General features: G+C 70.0%; 12 protein-coding genes. 10 read left to right on the top strand and 2 right to left on the bottom strand.

The features are described 5' to 3' along the window. Positions 1–7: 7 nt before the first annotated feature. Positions 8–1,507, top strand: a complete 1,500-nt coding sequence (locus I4Q42_RS21735) for a sensor histidine kinase (protein WP_198578190.1) — start codon at positions 8–10, stop codon at positions 1,505–1,507. A 167-nt stretch (positions 1,508–1,674) separates the two neighbouring features. On the opposite strand, the gene I4Q42_RS21730 is transcribed toward I4Q42_RS21735, so the two are convergent. Beyond that, complete coding sequence (locus I4Q42_RS21730; protein WP_198578189.1) at positions 1,675–1,869, bottom strand: hypothetical protein; 195 nt, start codon at positions 1,867–1,869, stop codon at positions 1,675–1,677. A gap of 268 nt (positions 1,870–2,137) precedes the next feature. On the opposite strand from I4Q42_RS21730, the gene polA reads away from it, so the two are divergent. Both polA and I4Q42_RS21720 read left to right on the top strand, forming a co-directional pair. Then, positions 2,138–5,047 (top strand): DNA polymerase I, encoded by a 2,910-nt coding sequence (gene polA / locus I4Q42_RS21725; RefSeq protein WP_198578188.1) that lies wholly within the window; start codon positions 2,138–2,140, stop codon positions 5,045–5,047. 279 nt (positions 5,048–5,326) lie between these two features. Next, positions 5,327–7,261, top strand: a complete 1,935-nt coding sequence (locus I4Q42_RS21720) for a methyl-accepting chemotaxis protein (protein WP_198578187.1) — start codon at positions 5,327–5,329, stop codon at positions 7,259–7,261. A gap of 90 nt (positions 7,262–7,351) precedes the next feature. On the opposite strand, the gene I4Q42_RS21715 is transcribed toward I4Q42_RS21720, so the two are convergent. Next, the gene (locus tag I4Q42_RS21715; RefSeq protein WP_332873131.1) at positions 7,352–8,053 is read right to left on the bottom strand and encodes a LytTR family DNA-binding domain-containing protein; all 702 of its coding nucleotides are present in this window, start codon (positions 8,051–8,053) and stop codon (positions 7,352–7,354) included. Positions 8,054–8,234: 181 nt separating this feature from the next. On the opposite strand from I4Q42_RS21715, the gene I4Q42_RS21710 reads away from it, so the two are divergent. The 7 genes from I4Q42_RS21710 to I4Q42_RS21680 all read left to right on the top strand — a co-directional run bounded on the left by I4Q42_RS21710 (position 8,235) and on the right by I4Q42_RS21680 (position 19,169). Further along, the gene (locus I4Q42_RS21710) at positions 8,235–8,759 is read left to right on the top strand and encodes a DUF2306 domain-containing protein (RefSeq protein WP_198578185.1); all 525 of its coding nucleotides are present in this window, start codon (positions 8,235–8,237) and stop codon (positions 8,757–8,759) included. A gap of 50 nt (positions 8,760–8,809) precedes the next feature. After that, on the top strand, positions 8,810–9,304 hold the full coding sequence (locus tag I4Q42_RS21705) for a DUF2141 domain-containing protein (RefSeq protein ID WP_198578184.1): 495 nt from the start codon (positions 8,810–8,812) through the stop codon (positions 9,302–9,304). A 23-nt stretch (positions 9,305–9,327) separates the two neighbouring features. After that, a complete protein-coding gene (locus I4Q42_RS21700) occupies positions 9,328–10,779 on the top strand; it encodes a carotenoid oxygenase family protein (RefSeq protein ID WP_198578183.1) in 1,452 nt (483 codons plus the stop codon). Positions 10,780–10,870: 91 nt separating this feature from the next. Then, positions 10,871–11,566, top strand: a complete 696-nt coding sequence (locus I4Q42_RS21695) for a TetR/AcrR family transcriptional regulator (protein ID WP_198578182.1) — start codon at positions 10,871–10,873, stop codon at positions 11,564–11,566. A 303-nt stretch (positions 11,567–11,869) separates the two neighbouring features. Continuing rightward, complete coding sequence (locus tag I4Q42_RS21690; RefSeq protein ID WP_198578181.1) at positions 11,870–14,080, top strand: TonB-dependent receptor; 2,211 nt, start codon at positions 11,870–11,872, stop codon at positions 14,078–14,080. 79 nt (positions 14,081–14,159) lie between these two features. Continuing rightward, the gene (locus I4Q42_RS21685) at positions 14,160–15,503 is read left to right on the top strand and encodes a spinster family MFS transporter (RefSeq protein ID WP_198578180.1); all 1,344 of its coding nucleotides are present in this window, start codon (positions 14,160–14,162) and stop codon (positions 15,501–15,503) included. Between the two features lie 300 nt (positions 15,504–15,803). Further along, complete coding sequence (locus I4Q42_RS21680; RefSeq protein WP_198578179.1) at positions 15,804–19,169, top strand: glycosyltransferase; 3,366 nt, start codon at positions 15,804–15,806, stop codon at positions 19,167–19,169. The last annotated feature ends 422 nt before the right edge of the window (positions 19,170–19,591 follow it).

The raw sequence follows: 19,591 nt of genomic DNA, 5'->3' as shown, positions 1-19,591 counted from the left end.
CAGACAGATGGCCGAACCGGTCACGCCGCCCGCCGCCTCCGACAAGCCGCCCGGAAGACGCCTTCCGTGGCCCGGCGGCCTGTCGGCGCGCCTGCTGCTGCTGACCGCCCTGTTCGTGTTCCTGGCCGGCGCCTGCATCCTGCCGCCGGCCCTGGCCGACCTGGAAAAGCAGTGGCTGCTCGACCGCGTGCGGGCCGCCGAACTGGCCTCGACCATCGCCGACGCCGATCCCGAGCGGCGGGTCACCGACCAGGTCTCCCAGCGGCTGCTCGACCAGGCCGGCGTCGTCATCGTGGCGCTGCAGGTCGACGGCGCCCGGCGTCTGGTCCTGCCGACCGAGCCGCGCAGCATCGAGCAGCCCTATCTCGTCGACCTGCGCCGCCAGAACTCCGGCTCGTGGCTGGCCGCCCCGTTCTTCACCCTGAAGAGCCGGCCCGGCAGCTTGGTGCGGGTGATGGCCGAGCCGCGCTTCCGCCAGGAGGCCGAGTTCGTCGAGATCGTGCTGCCCGACGCCCCGCTGAAGGCCTATCTGATCGCCAACTTCTGGCGCCTGGCGGGCGTCACCCTGTTCGCGGCGGGCATGGCCGGCGGCTTGATCTACCTGTCGCTGAACTTCCTGCTGGTGCGGCCGATGCAGCGCATCACCAAGGCCATGGAGCGGTTCCGCGCCGATCCTGACGACCCGCTGGCTCGCGTCGTGGTCTCGCGCCGCCGCGACGAGATCGGCCGCGCCGAGGCCGAGCTCGACGCCATGCAGACCGACTTGCGCACCGCGCTCCAGGCCAAGGCGCGCCTGGCGGCCCTGGGCGAGGCGGTGGCCAAGATCAATCACGACCTGCGCAACATGCTGACCAGCGCCCAGATGGCGTCCGATCGCCTGGCCGCCCTGGGCGACCCCAAGGTGGCCCAGGCGCTTCCTCGTCTGGAGAGAGCCCTGGACCGCGCCATCACCCTGGCCAGCGACGTCATGGCCTATGGCAAGTCCAAGGAGCCCGCGCCGATCGCCCGCGTCGTGGCCCTGCGCGCGGCCCTGGAGATGGCGGCCGAGGACTCCGGCCTGTCGCCCAAGGGCGTGGCGCTGGAGACGGTGATCGATCCGCGCGAGCAGGTGCAGGCCGACCCCGACCAGCTGCACCGCATTCTCACGAACCTGCTGCGCAACGCCCGCGAGGCCATCGAGGGCGCGCCCGATCGCGGCGGCAAGGGCCGGGTGTTCGTCGAGCTGCGCCGGGCCGACGGCATGAGCGTGCTGCGCCTGTCCGACGACGGCCCCGGCGTGCCCGAGCGGGCCCGCAACAACCTGTTCCAGCCGTTCGTGGGATCGGTGCGCCGCGGCGGCACGGGCCTTGGCCTCGCCATCGCCCGCGAGCTGGCCCAGGGCCACGGCGGGGATCTGGCGCTGGTGGAGACGGGGCCGGGCGGCTCGGTGTTCGATCTCAGCCTGGCGGGGGTTCCGGAGCCCGCGCCGGCGCCCGAAGAGGGAGAGCCGGCGAAGTCTAAACCCTGATCCTTCTCCCCTTGCGGGAGAAGGTGGCGGCCGAAGGCCGCCGGATGAGGGGTCTCTCAAATTGGAGACGCCGCACCCAGCAGATCCGCCACGACAACGGCGAGGGCTATCGACCCCTCACCCGACCTCGCTCCGCGAGGCCACCCTCTCCCGCAAGGGGAGAGGGATCAGACCACGTACTGCTTGGGCAGCGGCGCGCCCTGCTCGGCGGGCGCCAGGGGCGCGCGTAGCTCGACCGGTTCGCTGGTCGGATGGTCCGACACCGGCGGAGGGCTAAAGGTCCCGGTCGCCAGGATTCCGGCGACGACAAGGCTGCACGTTCCCAGGCCAAGGCCCAGGGCGATGGTCTTCTTCAAGGTCATGGTAAAAAAGGTATCCGCGTCGGGGAGGGCGCTTTTACGTACTGAAAACAAGTCGCAGACTTGCCCGTCGGTTCCCGGGCGCGCCATGCGGCAGATGGTCCGCCGGGGCGGCGGAGGCGCTTTTGCCTGTAAACTATCCACAGGTCCAGCCTGGGGCGCCTTAAGGGCGATCTCGCCATATTTGGGCGAACGACGGTTGCAAAGCGTTACCTTGCAGGCCGCGCCAAGGCGGTTTCCGACACGCCTCCGGCCCCCTATGTTCGCGGCCATGACCGACGTCGCCGCGCCCGATTCCGCCCAGACCCGTCCCCTCACCCAGGACGGTCCCGCCTTGCGCCTCTTCCTGGTGGACGGCTCGGCCTATCTGTTCCGCGCCTATCACGCCCTGCCGCCCCTGACCCGCAAGAGCGACGGCCTGCCCGTTGGCGCGGTGCAGGGCTTCTGCAACATGCTGTGGAAGCTGATGCGCGACATGCAGGGCGACGCGCCCACGCACCTGGCGGTGATCTGGGACCACTCGGAAAAGACCTTCCGCAACAAGCTGTACGACCAGTACAAGGCCCACCGTCCGCCGCCGCCCGAAGACCTGATCCCGCAGTTCCCGCTGGTCCGCGACGCCACCCGGGCCTTCGGCGTGCCGGCCATCGAGCTGCCGGGCTACGAGGCCGACGACCTGATCGCCGCCTATGCCTGCGCGGCTCGCGACGCCGGCGGCGAGGCGGTCATCGTCTCGTCCGACAAGGACCTGATGCAGCTGGTCGGCGACAGCGTCTCGATGTTCGACCCCATGAAGGGCGTTCGCATCGGCCGCAACGAGGTGTTCGAGAAGTTCGGCGTCTATCCCGAGCAGGTGGTGGACGTGCAATCGCTGTGCGGCGACAGCGTCGACAACGTGCCCGGCGCCCCCGGCATCGGCATCAAGACCGCCGCCCAGCTGATCAACGAATTCGGGGACCTGGAGACCCTGCTGGCCCGGGCCGGCGAGATCAAGCAGCCCAAGCGCCGCGAGACCCTGATCAACTTCGCCGACCAGATCCGCCTGTCGCGGGCCCTGGTCACCCTCGACTGCAACACCCCCCTGCCCGAGCCGCTGGACGACCTGGTGGTGCGCGAGCCCGACAAGACCGTGCTGGCCGACTTCCTCGAGCAGATGGAATTCCGCACCCTGGCCCGCCGGGTCGGCGACGGCAACGCCGCGGCCGCGCCGCGCAGCCTGGACGTCCGTCCGTCGGAAAAGCCGGTGACCGCTCCCGTCACCTCGGTGTCCTACGCCTCGGCCGCCGCCCGCGCCGCGGCCAATCCGGTGGCCGAGCCGGTCGCCATCGACCACGCATCTTACGTCTGCGTGCGCGACCTCGCCACGCTTCAGGTCTGGATCGACAAGGCCCGGGCGAAGGGGATCGTCGCCTTCGACACCGAGACCGACGCCCTGTCGTCGGCCAATGCCGGCCTGTGCGGCGTGTCGCTGGCCATCGCCCCCGGCGAGGCCTGCTACATCCCGATGAGCCACGAGGAGAAGGCCCAGGACGGCGGCCTGATCTTCGAAGCCCCGGCCAAGCTGGAGCAGATCTCCGAGGAAGACGCCCTGGCCGCGCTGAAGCCGCTGCTGGAAGACCCTTCCGTGCTGAAGGTGGCCCAGAACGCCAAGTACGACATCGCGGTAATGCTGCGCCGGGGGATCACGGTCGCCCCGATCGAAGACACCATGCTGATCAGCTACGTGCTGGAAGCGGGCCTGCACGGCCACGGCATGGACGAGCTGTCGGAGCTGTGGCTGGGCCACAAGCCCATTCCCTTCAAGGAAGTGGCGGGTTCCGGAAAGAGCCAGATCAGCTTCAAGCACGTGGCCCTCGACAAGGCTACGAGCTACGCCGCCGAGGACGCCGACGTCACCCTGCGGCTCTACAACGTGTTGCGCCCGCGCCTGGCGCGCGAGGGCCTGCTGACCGTCTACGAGACCCTGGAACGCCCGCTGCCGGCCGTGCTGGCGACGATGGAGAACGACGGGATCCGCGTCGATCCCGAGACCCTGCGGCGCCTGTCCAACGAGTTCTCGCTGCGCATGGCCGATTTCGAGGAGCAGGCCCAGAAGCTGGCCGGCCGGCCCTTCAACCTGGGCAGCCCCAAGCAGATCGGCGACGTGCTGTTCGGCGAAATGTCGATGAAGGGCGGCAAGAAGACCGCCACCGGCCAGTGGTCGACCGACAGCGACGTGCTGGAAAGCCTGGCCAACGAGGGCCACGAGCTGCCGCGCGTGCTGCTCGACTGGCGCCAGCTGAGCAAGCTTAAGGGCACCTATACCGAGAACCTGATCGCCGCGATGAGCGAGCGCACGGGCCGGGTGCACACCTCCTACGCCCTGGCCGCGACCACCACGGGCCGACTGTCGTCGTCGGACCCGAACCTGCAGAACATCCCGGTGCGCACCGAGGAAGGCCGCAAGATCCGCAAGGCCTTCGTGGCCGCGCCGGGCAAGGTGCTGATCAGCGCCGACTACAGCCAGATCGAACTGCGCCTGCTGGCCCACATCGGCGACATCCCGCAGCTGCAGAAGGCCTTCCGCGACGGGCTCGACATCCACGCCATGACGGCCTCTGAGATGTTCGACACCCCGATCGAGGGCATGGACCCGATGATCCGCCGCCGGGCCAAGGCCATCAACTTCGGCATCGTCTACGGCATCTCGGCCTTCGGTCTCGCCAACCAGCTGGGCATCGGCCAGGGCGAGGCCGGGGCCTATATCAAGACCTATTTCGAGCGCTTCCCCGGCATCCAGGCCTATATGGACGCCACCCGCGCCTTCGTGCGCGAGCACGGCTATGTCAGCACGATCTTCGGCCGCAAGATCAACATCCCCGACATCCACGCCAAGTCGGTGGGCCAGCGGCAGTTCTCCGAGCGCGCCGCCATCAACGCCCCGATCCAGGGCGCGGCCGCCGACGTCATGCGCCGGGCCATGGTGCGCATGCCCGCAGCCCTGGAAGCGGCGGGCCTGGAAGCGCGCATGCTGCTGCAGGTGCACGACGAACTGGTCTTCGAGGCCCTCGAGGCCGAGGCCGACGCCGTCTGCGCGGTCGCCAAGCAGGTGATGGAGGGCGCGGCCGAGCCGGCCGTGGCCCTGTCCATTCCCCTGACGGTGGAAGCGCGCGCCGCCCACAACTGGGACGAAGCCCACTAAATCCGTCACGAACGATAATTTCTGCGGGCGATGTTGTCGCAGGCCGGGCTCCCCCTGGGGTGGAGCCCGGAGCCAGGTGATCAGCGGTAACCGCTTACAGAACGCAATCCTGAGTATCGAAGCCGCCAGCCAGCTGCGAACGGCTTTCGTTTTCAATGCCTTAGGTGCGACATTCCGCCACGGTACGGTTAATGACGTAGCAACCGTGAAGTCGCCAGAGCTTGCCTCGTGACATGTGCTTCCACGCACAAATGTCGGGACGAACTCTGGAGGCGGGCTGTGCGCTTTGGCGATTTGAAGATTCCCCACAAGCTGATGGTCGTGTTCGGCGTCATGCTGGCCGCGATCCTGGCGATGGGCGTGACGCTGTTCATCAACCAGGAGGTCTACGAGGCCTCGGTGAAGCAGTCGACGCTCGCCCAGCAGAGCCTCCGCGCCGCCGACACCGCCGCCTTCCGCCTGACCCGCCAGGAGAACTCGCTGCGCGGCTTCCTGCTCTCGGGCGACGACTACTACGTCAAGCGCCTGGAAGAGGCCCACAAGCCGAAGTTCCTCGGCGCCCTGGACGAGCTGCGCAAGCTGGCCGCCGGCGACGAGGCCGACCTCGCCCGCATCGCCGCGGTCGAGGCCGCCTACGCCAACTATCGCCAGCAGGCCATCGAGCCGGCCGAGCAGCTGGGCGCCGATCCGGCGACCCGCGCCCAGGCCGTCGAACTGGTCAAGCACGACGGCGTCGCCGACAAGGCCGTCGAGCCTGTGGAAGACGCCATCCAGGCCATCACCGACGACGCCGAGGCCGTGGTCACCGCCCAGGCCGAAGCCCAGGGCAAGGCCTCGATGCTCAACACCCTGGTGCTGCTGATCGGCACCGTCATCACCCTGGCCATCGGCGTCGGCGGCGGCCTGCTGCTGACCGGCGGCATCGCCGCTCCGGTGGCCGCCATGACCACCGCCATGCGCCGCCTGGCCGCCGGCGACAACACCGTCGCCGTCCCCGCCTCGGGCCGCAAGGACGAGATCGGCGAGATGGCCGGCGCCGTCGCCACCTTCAAGGACGCCGCCATCCACAAGCTGCGCCTGGAAGAGGAAGCCGTCGAGCAACGCCGTCGCGGCGAGGCCGAACGCGCCCGCACCGAAGCCGAGAAGGCCGCCGACGCCGAGACCGACCGCATCGCCATCAGCGCCCTGGGCGAAGCCCTCGGCTCGCTGGCCGACGGCGACCTCACCTACCGCATCGACGTGGCCTTCGCCCCCAAGGCCGAACAGCTGAAGACCGACTTCAACGCCGCCGCCGGCCGCCTGCAGGACGTCATGCGCGGCATCAACGGCGCCACCGGCGGCATCCGCGCCGGCTCGGAAGAGATCGCCCAGGCCTCCGACGACCTGTCGCGCCGCACCGAGCAGCAGGCCGCCAGCCTGGAAGAAACCGCCGCCGCCCTCGACGAGATCACCGCCACCGTCCGCAAGACCGCCGCCGGCGCCAAGGAGGCTTCCAGCGTGGTCGCCGCCGCCCGCGCCGACGCCGAGCGCTCGGGCGCCATCGTCAGCCAGGCCGTCAGCGCCATGGCCGGTATCGAGCAGTCCTCGGGCCAGATCGGCAACATCATCGGGGTGATCGACGAAATCGCCTTCCAGACCAACCTTCTGGCTCTGAACGCCGGCGTCGAAGCCGCTCGTGCGGGTGATGCGGGCAAGGGCTTCGCGGTCGTCGCCCAGGAAGTGCGGGCCCTGGCCCAGCGCTCGGCCGAGGCGGCCAAGGAAATCAAGACCCTGATCTCGACCTCGACCCAGCAGGTCGGCTCGGGCGTGGCCCTGGTCGGCCAGACCGGCGAGGCCCTGCAGCGCATCGTCGACCAGGTCGCCGCCATCGACGCCCTGGTCAACGAGATCTCCGCCTCGGCCACCGAGCAGTCGACCGGCCTGCACCAGGTCAACACCGCCGTGAACCAGATGGACCAGGTCGTTCAGCAGAACGCCGCCATGGTCGAGGAAGCCACCGCCGCCACCCACTCGCTGAAGGGCGAGACCGGCGAGCTGGCCGCCCTGGTCGGCCGCTTCCGGGTCGGCGGCGAAAGCGCCATCCGCACCCCGGCGGCTCCGACGTCCCACGCGGTGCACGTCGCCCAGGCCCGCGCCCAGACCTTCGTCCGCCCGGGCGGCCGCTCCGGTGGCGCGGCGACCGCGACCAAGGTCGACGAATGGGAAGAGTTCTGAGCCGACGGGTTCAGCTAGAAACGGAAAGGGCGGCTCGCGAGGGCCGCCCTTTTTGTTTTCCCCTCTCCCTATGGGAGAGGGAGTTTTCCCCTAGAACCAGCCCGCCTCGCGCAGGGCCTTGGCATAGGCGCGGCTGACCGGTGCCTCGGCGCCGGAGGGCAGGGTCAGGACGGCGCGGCCGTCGCCGCGCTTGGCCTCGACCACCGCTTCGCGGGCCACCCACCAGGAGCGGTGGGTCTGGGCGCCCTCGATGCCTTCCAGCTCGGCCACGGCGTCGGACAGGCGCATCAGGATCAGGTCCTCGCCCTTGGAGGTGTGTAGGCGCAGATAGTGGTCCTGGGCCTCGACGGCGTGGAGGGTCGCGCCGCGCAGCTTGGCCGGCAGGCGCTCGAGGAAGCGGACGGGGGCGGACTCGGGCGGGGCGGCGTGGGTCTCGATCGGGCGACGAGCGGTGACGAAGTTCAGGGCCGTGATCGCCGCGGTGATCACCAGCACCGGCAGGAAGAAGCGCGGCAGGGTCGCCGCATGCGGGACCTGGCCGAACAGCAGGCTCGACACCGCCCAGACATAGATCGTGCCCGGCAGGGCCACGCCCAGGGTGATGACCACGCCGCCGACGAACGGCGCCCGCTCGGTCAGGCCGCTGCTCTGGACGAGGGTGCTGACCCCCATGCCCGCCGCCGCCCCAGACAGGCACAGCACCAGCCAGTAGGCGATGCGGATTCCCAGCGGCGCGTCGCCGGTGCCGAAGGCCCCGACCAGGGCCAGGAACAGCCCCGCGATCCCCGCCACCAGGAAGCCGCGCCCGTGCCGGGCGACGAAGGCCGCCGTTCGCGAAGCGTGAACGGCAGGCGGCGGCGATTGGCGAAGCGGAGGCGTCGGCTGGCGTAACGTCGATTGAGACACGGGCCGGCGGGCTCCTAAAGCGGTCTTCGAAAGCGGCGACGCAAACCCGCCGCCCCCGGAGATCAAGATGTCCGAAGCCAGCCTGTCAATGCACGACGCCCAGACCCGCCGCATTCGCCGTCGCGGCGTGGCCGGCGTGCTGGTCGCCACGGCGCTGGCCGCCGCGCCGCTGCTGCTTCTGCGCGCCGCGCCTCACCTGCCGAACCTGTCGCTGGTGGTCGCCGCCCCGACCCGGATCCAGCTCCACCTCACCGCCGCCGTCGCCGCCCTGGTCATCGGCACGGTGCTGATGATCGGGGTCAAGGGCACGGCCCTGCACCGCACGCTCGGCTGGGCCTGGGTGGTCGCCATGGCGACCACGGCGATCAGCTCGCTGTTCATCCGCGAGATGAACCACGGCGCCATGAGCTGGATTCATCTGCTGGCGGGCTGGACGATCATCGCCCTGCCGATCGCCGTCTACGCCGCCCGCCGCCACAAGGTCAGCCTGCACCGCCGGTTCATGACCGGCCTGTTCGTCGGCGGACTGATCGTCGCCGGCGGCTTCGCCTTCCTGCCCGGCCGCCTGCTGTGGCGCGTGTTCTTCGGCTGAGCGTTGTCGCTCAGCATCCCTCTTCAGCCTCCCAACCAAGGACCCTTCCGATGCGACTTCTCCCGCTCCTGGCCTGCGCGGCCCTGCTGACCGTCCCCGCCGCCGGCCTGTGCCAGACCCCGGACGCCGCCGCCCTGGCCCCTGCCACGCCCCCCGCGATCGCGCCGACCGCCCCGGCTGCCGGCGACGCCAGCCTGGCCCTGACCTTCCCGGCCCTGAAGTCGCACGAGGGCGTGCTGATGGTCGCCCTGTTCGACAGCCAGGCGGCCTGGGCCGGCGGCAAGCCCGTACAGGTCGCCTTCGTTCCAGCCACGGCGGCCGAACCGGTGGCCAAGATCGAGGGCCTCGCCGCCGGGACCTACGCCGCCCGGGTGTTCCAGGATCTCGACGGCGACCAGCGCCTGAGCATGAACCCCTTCGGCCTGCCGGTGGAGCCCTACGGCTTCTCGGGCGGCGCCAAGGCCAACATGGGTCCGCCGCCCTTCGCCGCGGCCGCCTTCACCGTCACCCCGGGCGACAACGCCCAGACCATCACCCTGCGCTGAAGACCAGAGACAGACAGAACCCCATGGATCGCCGCGCCTTCCTCCGCGCCGCCGGCCTGACCGGCGCCGCCGCCCTGCTGAGCCCCGAAGTCGTCTTCGCGGCCGGCGCCGCCGACTGGACTTTGGGCTTCTGCGACGTCGAGACCGACATCGCCCCGTCCAGCCTGACCCGCCTGCGCGGCAAGGCCCCGGCCGACCTGGCCGGCGCCCTGGTCCGCAACGGCCCGGCCCGCTTCCGCCGGCCGGGCGGGTCGGTCGGCCACTGGTTCGACGGCGACGGCCTGGTGCGGCGCTTTTCGATCCAGGACGGCGAGGCGCGGCTTTCCGCCCGCTTCGTCGATACCCCCAAGCGCCGCGCCGACACGGCCGCGGGCGCGGTGATCACCCCGGGCTTTGGCACCGCCCCCGGCCCCGGGGCGGCGCTGGGCGGTCCCGACGACGCCAACGCCGCCAACACCTCGGTGATGATGGCCGGCGGCGAGCTGTGGGCGCTGTGGGAACCCGGCTCGCCGTCCGTACTCGACCCCGTCACCCTGGAGACCAAGGGCTTCAAGACCCTGAGGCCCGACCTCAAGGCGATGCCGTTCCTGGCCCACCCCCGTCGCGAGCCGAACGGCCGGACCTGGAACCTGGGCCTGGCCGGCCGGCGGGCCATCGTCTGGCGTCTCGCCGCGGACGGGAGCCTGGAGGACGCCCAGCTGATCGCCCTGCCCCGCGCCAGCTACCTGCACGACTTCACCGCCACCGAGCGCCACATCGTCATCGTGCTGCAGCCGTGGGTGCAGGAGCGGGCCGGCGTGCCCTACATCGCCGGCATGGCCTGGAAGCCGGAACTGGGAACCCAGGTGCTGGTGCTCGACAAGGCCGACCTGAGCAAACGCCGGGTGTTCGACCTGCCGCCGTTCTTCTTCTTCCACCTGGGCGACGCCTGGGAAGATGCGGACGGGGCCATCCGCTTCGACGCCTGCATCGACGACGATCCGCGCGGCACGGCCGCCGCCGGCGAGCAGCTGCTGCGCGGCGTGCCCTTCAAGGGCGTGGCCCCGCCGAAGCTGGGCTTCATCACCCTGCATGCCGACGGCAAGGCCGACCTGCAGCGGTTCGACACGATCGCCGAGTTCCCCCGCTCGGACGACCGCTTCGCCGGCCGGGCGCGCCGCTTCAGCGTCCACGCCGCCGTCGGCGAGCCGGGCAAGCCGGTGTTCCACGGGCTGGCGGTGCGCGACTGGAAGAGCGGCCGCGAGGCGGTGTTCGACTTCGGCCGCCGCCAGCTGGTCGAGGAGATGGTGTTCGTACCCCGTCCGGGCGGGTCGGAGGAATTCGACGGCTGGCTGGTGGGCACGAGCCTGAACCTCGACGCCCAGGCCACCGAGCTGCACGCCTTCGACGCCCGCCGCGTTGCCGACGGGCCGCTGGTCACCTGGCGGTCGAACACGGCCTTGCCGCTGGGATTCCACGGGATTTTCACCGCCTGACCCGACGTCATCGGAACAGTCGCGCTCTTGCCAGGGCGCCGCGCGCGGGCCTATCCGGGGACAACGCTGTTCACCGGATGGGTCCCTCCACATGACCGCCGCCAAGCCCCGCGCCCGCTCCGGCGGGCGGGGCCGCCCCGCCAAGGCCACGGGCCTGGACCTGAAGGAGACCATCCTCGACTCCGCCGAGGGCCTGTTCGCGCGACACGGCTTCCACGGGGTGACCACCCGCCAGGTGGCGTCCGAAGCCGGCGTCGACACCGCCCTGATCCACTACTATTTCGGCGCCAAGCGAGAGCTGTTCGACGCGGTGTTCCTGCGCCGGGCCGAGATCCTCAACCAGGCCCGCAGCGTCTCGATGGACGCCTATGTGAAGGATCACGGTGAGCGGATGACGGTGGAGGGCGTGATCGCCGCCTTCGTCGACCCGCTGCTGCGCATCTCGCAGGACGGCGGCCAGGGCTGGAAGAGCTATTTCGCCCTCGTCGCCCAGGTCAACAACACCCCCGCCTGGGGCGGCGAGACCATGGCCCGGTTCTTCGACCCGGTCGTCCACCAGTTGGTCGACACACTGAAGGTCGTCCGTCCCGACGCGGAATATCGCGACCTCTACTGGTGCTACCAGTTCCTGACCGGCTCGATGATGCTGGCCCTGTCGGAGACCGGCCGCATCGACTCCCTGTCCGAAGGACTCTGCCATTCCAGCGACCTGGAGGCCGTCCGCGCCCGCCTGTTCGCCTACTGCGCGGCGGGGTTCGAGGCGGTCGTGGCCAAGCAGAAGGCCTGATCCCTCTCCCTTCCCCCTCGATGGGGGAAGGGCCGGGGATGGGGGTGACGCGACGGTTCAGCCGGCAAGGCTGTAACCACCCCCACCCAACCCTCCCCCATCGAGGGGGAAGGCCATAGTCCGTCCGCGGATTACACTTTTCATCACCTGGTGAAAAAGTGCTGGCGCAATTCCGCAACCTAGGTGACAGTGACGTCGAATTCCTGCGGCGGTGAAATCGTGCGGGAAACGCCGGATATGAGGCCGCTTCAGATGGCCCGCCCGGCGAGGGACGAAACGCATCTAGGGAAGAGGGGCTTGCCTATGAAATCGATGTGGAAGGCTGCGCTGCTGGCTGGCGCAGCGTGGGGCGCAAGCTGCAACCTGGCGATGGCCCAGGAACAACCGGTCGCCGAGCCGGAGGTCGGCGTCGAGGCGGTGGTCGTCACCGCCCGTCGGCGCGAAGAGACGCTCAAGGACGTTCCGGTGGCCGTCTCGGCCTTGAGCGCCGCCCGCCTGGAAGCCACCGGCGCCAGCGACATCACCACCCTGCAGCAGCAGACCCCCAACGCCACGGTGCAGATCGCCCGCGGCTCCAACTCGACCCTGATCTCGTTCATCCGCGGCGTGGGCCAGCAGGACCCGCTGTGGGGCTTCGAGCCAGGCGTGGGCCTCTATGTCGACGACGTCTACATCGCCCGTCCGCAGGGCGCGGTGCTCGACATCTTCGACATCGAGCGCATCGAGGTGCTGCGCGGCCCGCAAGGCACGCTGTACGGCCGCAACACCATCGGCGGCGCGATCAAGTACGTGACCTCCAAGCTCGACCTCGACAAGCCGGAGTTCCTGCTGCGCGGCTCGGTCGGCTCCTACGACCAGCGCGACGTGCTGCTGCAGGCCTCGATCCCGTTCACCGACAAGTTCGCCATCGGCGGCGCGGTGGCCTCCTACGATCGCGGCGGCTTCGGCGAGAACCTGACCACCGGCCAGGACCACTACGACAAGGACGTGGCCGCCTATCGCGCCAGCGCCGAGTTCACCCCCCGCGACGACCTGTTCTTCCGCTTCGCCTACGACCGGGTGAACGATAATTCGAGCCCCCGTCACGGCCACCGCGAGACCGCCGGCTCCACGGCCGACAGCGCCGTGCTCAGCGACGTCTACGACACCCGCGCCGGCCTCTCGGGCCCGAACCGAGTCGATACCGAGGGCTGGTCCTTCACCGGCTCGTGGGAAGCCAGCGACAAGCTGACCTTCAAGTCGATCAGCGCCTATCGCGAGAGCCAGACCGACACCATCATCGACTTCGACGGCACCCCGGCCCCGACGCTCGACATCCCGGCCTACTACGCCGACGAGCAGTTCAGCCAGGAGTTCCAGGCCCAGTTCACCACCGACCGCATCCAGGGCGTGGTCGGCGTCTACTACATGAACGGCTACGCCAAGGGCGCCTTCGACACCATCGCCGGCAATCTCGGCCTGTCGATCTCGTCGGCCGGCAAGGTGGCCACCACCTCCAAGGCCATCTTCGGCGACGTCAGCTTCGACGTGAACGACCGGCTGAAGGTCTCGGTCGGCGGCCGCTGGACGCAGGACGACAAGAACGCCAACGTCTTCCGCGCCTTCTACCTGGGAGCCACGCGCTCGCCGACCCTGGGCGGCACGCCGCGGCCGATCTTCGCCACCCGCACCAACTACGTGGCGGCCGACAGCTTCGAGAAGTTCACTCCCCGGGTCAGCGTCTCCTACGACCTCAATGACGACCTGACCGGCTACGCCTCGTTCAGCAGCGGCTTCAAGTCGGGCGGCTGGGACATGCGCGGCGACGCGGCCCTGGTGCCCCAGACGGCCAACGGCTACCAGCCCGAGACGGTCGACACCTACGAGGCCGGCCTGAAGGGCAATCTCTTCGACCGCCGCCTGTTCTTCTCGTCGGCGGTGTTCTACTCCGACTACAAGGACCAGCAGATCACCACCCAGCAGGTGGCGACCGCCCCGGCCGTCGGCATCGCCAGTGTCGTCGACAACGCCGGCGCCTCGACCATCTACGGCGCGGAGTTCGAAGGCTCGGCCTTCTTCAGCCCCAACCTGTCGGCCAATTTCGCCCTGGGCTACCTGCATGCCGAGTTCGACGAGTTCATCACCCTGGTGACGGGCACGCCGGTCGACATCTCCAACACCCGCCAGTTCCAGAACGCCCCCAAGTTCTCGGGCTATCTGGGCGTCACCTGGCGCGGCGACGTGGCCGGCGGAACCCTGCGGGTGACCCCGTCGGTCTCCTATCGCGGCGACTACCACCTGTTCGACGTGGCCGACCCGATCCTCGACCAGGACGCCTACGCCCTGGTCGACCTGGGCGTCGTCTGGGATGCGCCGGGCAAGCAGTGGCAGGTCGCCGTCTACGGCAAGAACCTGACCGACGAGCAGTACCGCGTCGGCGGCTACAGCTTCCCGGGCGCGACCTACAACAACTCGATCATCGGCTTCTACGGCCCGCCGCGCACCTGGACGGCGAGCGTGCAATACAAGTTCTGACGATCTTCTCCGGCGACGGCTTGCTGCAACGAGCCGTCGCCGTTTTTCTGTCTGGCGTATGATTCCAAGGGGCGGGGCGATGGACGACGGTCATGAGCAGAAGGCGCCCGCGCCCAGCTACCGCTACGTGGTGCTGGCGACGCTGATCCTCGTCTACACCCTGAACTTCCTCGACCGGCAGATCCTCGGGATCCTGGCCAAGCCGATCAAGGACGAGTTCGGCCTGACCGACGGCCAGTTCGGCCTGATGGGCGGGCTCGCCTTCGCCCTGCTCTACACCACCCTGGCCATCCCGATCGCCTGGCTGGCCGACCGCTTCAGCCGCGTGTGGATCATGACCGCCGCGCTGACGATCTGGAGCGGATTCACCGCCCTCTGCGGCTTCGTCGGCGGCTTTGGCCAACTGTTCATGGCCCGCATGGGCGTGGGCATCGGCGAGGCCGGCGGCGTCGCCCCGGCCTATTCGCTGATCTCCGACTACTTCCCCAAGTCCCAGCGGGCCCGCGCCCTGGCCGCCTACGCCTTCGGCATCCCGCTGGGCTCGGCGGCCGGCACCCTGGTGGGCGGCCTGCTGGCCGTGCACTACGGCTGGCGCACGGCCTTCGTCGCCGTGGGCGTGCTGGGCGTGATCCTGGCCCCGATCTTCCGCCTGATCGTCAAGGACCCGCCGCGCGGCGGGGCCGACCGCGCCGTGGGCGCGCCGCCGGCCCCGCCCGTCCCGGCCCCGCCCGTCCCGGCCCCGCCGTTCGGCCAGGTGGTGAAGCTGCTGGCCGCCAAGCCGTCGTTCTGGCTGCTGTCGTTCGGGGCTGCCTCGTCGTCGGTCTGCGGCTACGGCGTCGCCGCCTGGCTGCCCAGCTTCTTCATGCGCAGCCTGGGCCTGACCCTGTCGCAGACGGCCTGGTACTATTCGGGCATCGCCCTGTTCGGCGGCCTGCTGGGCATATGGCTGGGCGGGGCTGTCGCCGACAAGCTGGGGGCCAAGTCCAAGGCCGGCTACCCGATCACCCCGGCCGTGGCCTTCCTGATCTCGGTGCCCTGCTTCCTGCTGGCCATGAACAGCGGCGCGCTGTTCGGCGGGCTCGGCGGGCTCGGCGGCCAGGGCGCGCTGGCGGCGGCCTTCGTGATCTTCCTGATCCCCACCGGCCTGAACCTGGCGTGGCTGGGCCCCATCACCGCCGCCGTCCAGCACCTGGCCCCCGCGCCCATGCGCACCACGGCCTCGGCCCTGTTCCTGCTGATCAACAACCTCTTGGGCATCGCCGTCGGCATCTACTATTTCGGCCTGGTCTCCGACCTGCTGAAGCCGACCTTCGGCGCGGAGTCGCTGCGCTGGTCGATCTATACCGGGATGGGCTTCTACCTGTTGGCGGCGGTGCTGTTCTTCCTGGCCAGCAAGCGGCTGGCGAAGGACTGGGTGGACTAGGTTCACCGCCTGCCCCCTACCCTCCCGTCATTCCCGCCCTTGTGGCGGGAACCCCTGGTTCCGTTGGCACGTGAGGCGCCGGCGGACTGCTCAGCAGTCCGCTCCTCCTGCCCTTGCGGCTGACAGAGGGCTTCCCGCCACAAGGGCGGGAATGACGGAAGGAAAGGTTGGGGGAAGAGACGATCACAGCCAAAAGGTCGCAGGCGCTTCACGGACGTTCAAGCGCCACCGTTCGGACATGATCCAGGATCATTGCGCCGCCGAAACCGTGTTATTGGCGACATGGACGGGACGGACGCGATGAGCGGCGACGATCGGCACATCTTCCACGACCCCACCGGCAAGCGGCGCCGGCGGTTCAGCCTGACGGCAGGGATCGCCCTGTCGGCCGTGGCGGCCGTGGTGGCCGGCTTCCTGGCGACCCTGGCCTTCGCCCCGCGCCTGCCGGCGGTGACCCTGAAGGACCCGCACGTGCTGTCGGCCCTGCACGAGGAGACCGTGCATCGCCTCAAGCCCGCCAAGCCGCCGATCTGGCGCCGCCTGCCCGCGCCCAAGACCCCCGCCGCCATCGGCGCGGCCAAGCCGCTCAGCGTCGGCTTCTACGTGCCCTGGGACGAGGACAGCCGCGAGTCGCTGCGCCGGCACATCGCGTCCCTCGACGTCGTCTCCCCGCAGTGGGTGGCGCTGAAGGGCCGCGGCGGCGACATCGTCGCCGACGACGATCCGATCGGCACGGCCCGCATCGCCGCCGCCGCCAACCACCCCACCGTCCTGCCGCTGGTCCACAACTCGGCCGACGCCAAGTTCGACGGCCCGATGGCCGACGCCCTGCTGGCCGATGCCGCCGCCCGCAAGGCCCTGATCGACAACCTGGCCGCCCTGGCCCAGCGCCGCGGCTTCGGCGGTTACATCTTCGACCTGGAGAACCTGTCGCCCAAGGGCCTGGCCAACTATCCGCTGCTGCTGGACGAGGCCCGCGCGGCCTTCAAGGCCTCGGGCCGCGAGGTCTGGGTCACCGCCCCGTTCGACGGCCAGGGCTGGCCGCTGAAGCGCCTGCAGCAGTCGGCCGACACCATCGTGCTGATGGCCTACGACCAGCACTACGGCGGAGGCGATCCCGGCCCTAACGCCGGCCAGGACTGGTACGAGACCGAGCTTGACAAGCGCTTCGTCGAGCTCGACCCGGCCCGCACCGTGCTGGCCCTGGGCGCCTACGGCTACGACTGGACGCTGAAGGCCGACGGCACGGCGGCCAACGGCGACGCGGCCACCTTCCACGAGGCGATCCGCAACGCCCAGGACGCCGGCGCCCAGATCCGCATGGACGACGACGCCCTCAACCCGACCTACGGCTACGAGGCCGACAATGGCGACAGGCACGTGGTCTGGTTCCTGGACGCGCCCACCCTGTTCAACCAGGTCAAGGCCAGCGACCCGTTCCGGCCGCGCGGCTATGGCCTGTGGCGGATGGGCGGCGAGGATCCGGGCGTGTGGAGCGTGCTGGGTCAGCCCTATGGCAAGGGCACTGCGGCGGGCCTGACCCGCATCCCGGCCGGCCAGAGCGTCGACTTCGACGGCGGCGGCGAGGTGCTGCGCGTCTCGTCCCTGCCCACGCCGGGCAAGCGCGGCCTGGAGTTCGATCCCGACACCGGCCTGATCTCCGGCGAGACCTACGACGTCCTGCCCAGCTCCTACGTCATCGAGCGCTATGGCCAGAAGCCGGGCCTGGTGGCCCTGACCTTCGACGACGGTCCCGACCCGCGCTGGACCCCGAAGATCCTCGACATCCTGAAGGCCAAGAACACCCCGGCGACCTTCTTCGTCATCGGCCAGAACATGCAGAAGCATCCCGATCTGGTCGAACGCGAGATGCGCGAGGGCCACGACGTCGGCGGCCACACCTGGACCCACCCGAACATCGGCGAGACGCCCCTGCCCCAGACCCAGGTCGAGCTGAACGCCACCCAGCGCCTGTTCGAGGTGATCACCGGCCGCTCGATGCGCCTGTTCCGGCCGCCGTTCTTCGGCGACGCCGAGCCCTCGACCACGCGCGAGGTGGACCCGCTCGTCATCGCCCAGACCCTGGGCTACCTGATCGTCGGCCTGCGGATCGACACCGACGACTGGCAGAAGCCGCCGCCGCAGGTGATCATCGACCGCGCCCTCGACCGCCTCGACCATCCGGGCGCCAATCCCGGCCAGGTGGTTCTGCTGCACGACGCCGGCGGTAATCGCGAAAACACCATCAAGGCCCTGCCCGGCCTGATCGACGGCATCCGCGCCCGCGGCTATCGCCTGGTCACCGTCGGCGAGCTGGCCGGCATGACCCCCGACCAGGTGATGCCCAAGAGCGAGCGCGACCCGGTCGGCCTGGCCCTGGACCGCCTGGGCTTCGGCTTCTTCCGGGGACTGAACGCCCTGCTGGCCGGGCTCTTCATCACCGCCATCGCACTCGGTGTCGCGCGGCTGGTGTTCCTGGCCTGCCTGGCCCTCGTCCACAAGGCGACCGAGCGGACGCCGCGCGACCTGGATCCGGCGACCGGGCCGCTGGTCAGCGTGCTGATCCCCTGCTTCAACGAGGAGAAGGTGATCGCCGCCTCGATCGCCCGGATCCTGGAGTCGGACTGGACCAATATCGAGGTGCTGGTTCTCGACGACGGCTCCAAGGACCGCACGGCCCAGGAGGTGCGCGACCACTTCGCCGGCGACCCGCGCGTGACCCTGCTGTCGTTCGAGAACGGCGGCAAGGCGCGGGCCGTCAACCGCGGCCTGGCCGTGGCCAAGGGCGAGTTCGTCGTCGCCCTGGACGCCGACACCCTGTTCCCCGCCTCGACCATCGGCCGGCTGGTGCGCTGGTTCCAGGACCCGAAGATCGGCGCGGTGGCCGGCAACGCCATCGTCGGCAACCGCCTCAACATCGTCACCCGCTGGCAGGCCCTGGAATACGTCACCGCCCAGAACCTGGAGCGGCGGGCGCTGGCGGCGCTGGGCGCGGTCACCGTGGTGCCGGGCGCGGTCGGGGCCTGGCGCAAGAGCGTGCTCGACGCCCTGGGCGGCTATCCCTCCGACACCCTGGCCGAGGATCAGGACCTGACGATCGCCTGCCAGCGCGCCGGCTGGAAGGTGGCCTTCGACCCGGCCGCCCGCGCCTATACCGAGGCGCCCGACACCGTGGCCGGCCTGCTCAAGCAGCGCTTCCGCTGGTCGTTCGGCACCCTGCAGTGCGTGTGGAAGCACCGCTCGGCGACGTTCAACCCCAAGACGCCGGTGCTGGGCTTCGTGGCCCTGCCGCAGATCTGGCTGTTCCAGATCCTGCTGGCGGTGGCCGCGCCATTGGTGGATCTGGCCGTCGTCTGGAGCCTGATCTCGGGCCTCTACGGCGCCATCGCCCACCCGCTGGAATGGCGGCCCGACGACACGGTGCGCGGCCTGCTCTACTGGGCGGTGTTCATTCTGGTCGACCTGTCGGCCGGCGCCCTGGGCATGGCCCTGGAAAAGCGCGCCCCCTGGGCCGACCTGCCCTACCTGCCGGTGCAGCGCTTCGGCTATCGCCAGCTGATGTACTACGTGGTCGTCAAATCGGTGCTGACCGCCGCCCGCGGCGGCCGCGTCGGCTGGGGCAAGCTGGAACGCCGAGCGACGGCGGCGGTGTCGCCGAAGCGCTGAGACAGGCCGGCGGCGGTGGGAAAGCGCTCATCGCCGCAACAATCGCCCCCAAGTGGAGCGATCCTCGCCGAAAAGCCGCAAGAACGGTGTTGGACGAGGCCTGGAAGGCGGCAAGATTTGTCCCCTGCGACGCGTTCGGGCGTCACCGCCCGAAGCCGCGCCTTCCGCCCGAAAGCCTGCGACGGCAGGGGCGCGATCGCCCCCTTCACCGTCTTGTGCGCTGCAAAACGCCGCTCGTCGCACGGCGGCTTGCCGAAAGCGTCGCCGGGGCCTGTGAGCGGTTTGGAAAAAGTGCAGGTTTTTCCTGCCTCTCGGGCTTATCGCTCGGGCGCCGACGTTCTTTCACACAATCGATCAGCAGAAGGCGACACCTTATCGCCCCCATGCGGTTGCGCCTGCGAAATCACGCTCCTATAACGCCG

Origin of the sequence: Caulobacter hibisci (assembly GCF_016135805.1) — a bacterium.
Taxonomy (GTDB): Bacteria; Pseudomonadota; Alphaproteobacteria; order Caulobacterales; family Caulobacteraceae; genus Caulobacter; species Caulobacter hibisci.
The sequence above is the reverse complement of the archived record's forward strand: the minus strand, read 5'-3'. Positions and strand labels throughout refer to the sequence as shown.

What these genes read in the sequence shown, in the direction of transcription:
- I4Q42_RS21680 (WP_198578179.1), top strand. Translation starts at nt 15,804, where the DNA reads ATGAGCGGCGACGATCGGCACATCTTCCACGACCCCACCGGCAAGCGG.
- I4Q42_RS21705 (WP_198578184.1), top strand. Translation starts at nt 8,810, where the DNA reads ATGCGACTTCTCCCGCTCCTGGCCTGCGCGGCCCTGCTGACCGTCCCC.
- I4Q42_RS21695 (WP_198578182.1), top strand. Translation starts at nt 10,871, where the DNA reads ATGACCGCCGCCAAGCCCCGCGCCCGCTCCGGCGGGCGGGGCCGCCCC.
- I4Q42_RS21735 (WP_198578190.1), top strand. Translation starts at nt 8, where the DNA reads ATGGCCGAACCGGTCACGCCGCCCGCCGCCTCCGACAAGCCGCCCGGA.
- I4Q42_RS21700 (WP_198578183.1), top strand. Translation starts at nt 9,328, where the DNA reads ATGGATCGCCGCGCCTTCCTCCGCGCCGCCGGCCTGACCGGCGCCGCC.
- I4Q42_RS21730 (WP_198578189.1), bottom strand. Translation starts at nt 1,869, where the DNA reads ATGACCTTGAAGAAGACCATCGCCCTGGGCCTTGGCCTGGGAACGTGC.
- polA (WP_198578188.1), top strand. Translation starts at nt 2,138, where the DNA reads ATGACCGACGTCGCCGCGCCCGATTCCGCCCAGACCCGTCCCCTCACC.
- I4Q42_RS21710 (WP_198578185.1), top strand. Translation starts at nt 8,235, where the DNA reads ATGTCCGAAGCCAGCCTGTCAATGCACGACGCCCAGACCCGCCGCATT.
- I4Q42_RS21685 (WP_198578180.1), top strand. Translation starts at nt 14,160, where the DNA reads ATGGACGACGGTCATGAGCAGAAGGCGCCCGCGCCCAGCTACCGCTAC.
- I4Q42_RS21690 (WP_198578181.1), top strand. Translation starts at nt 11,870, where the DNA reads ATGAAATCGATGTGGAAGGCTGCGCTGCTGGCTGGCGCAGCGTGGGGC.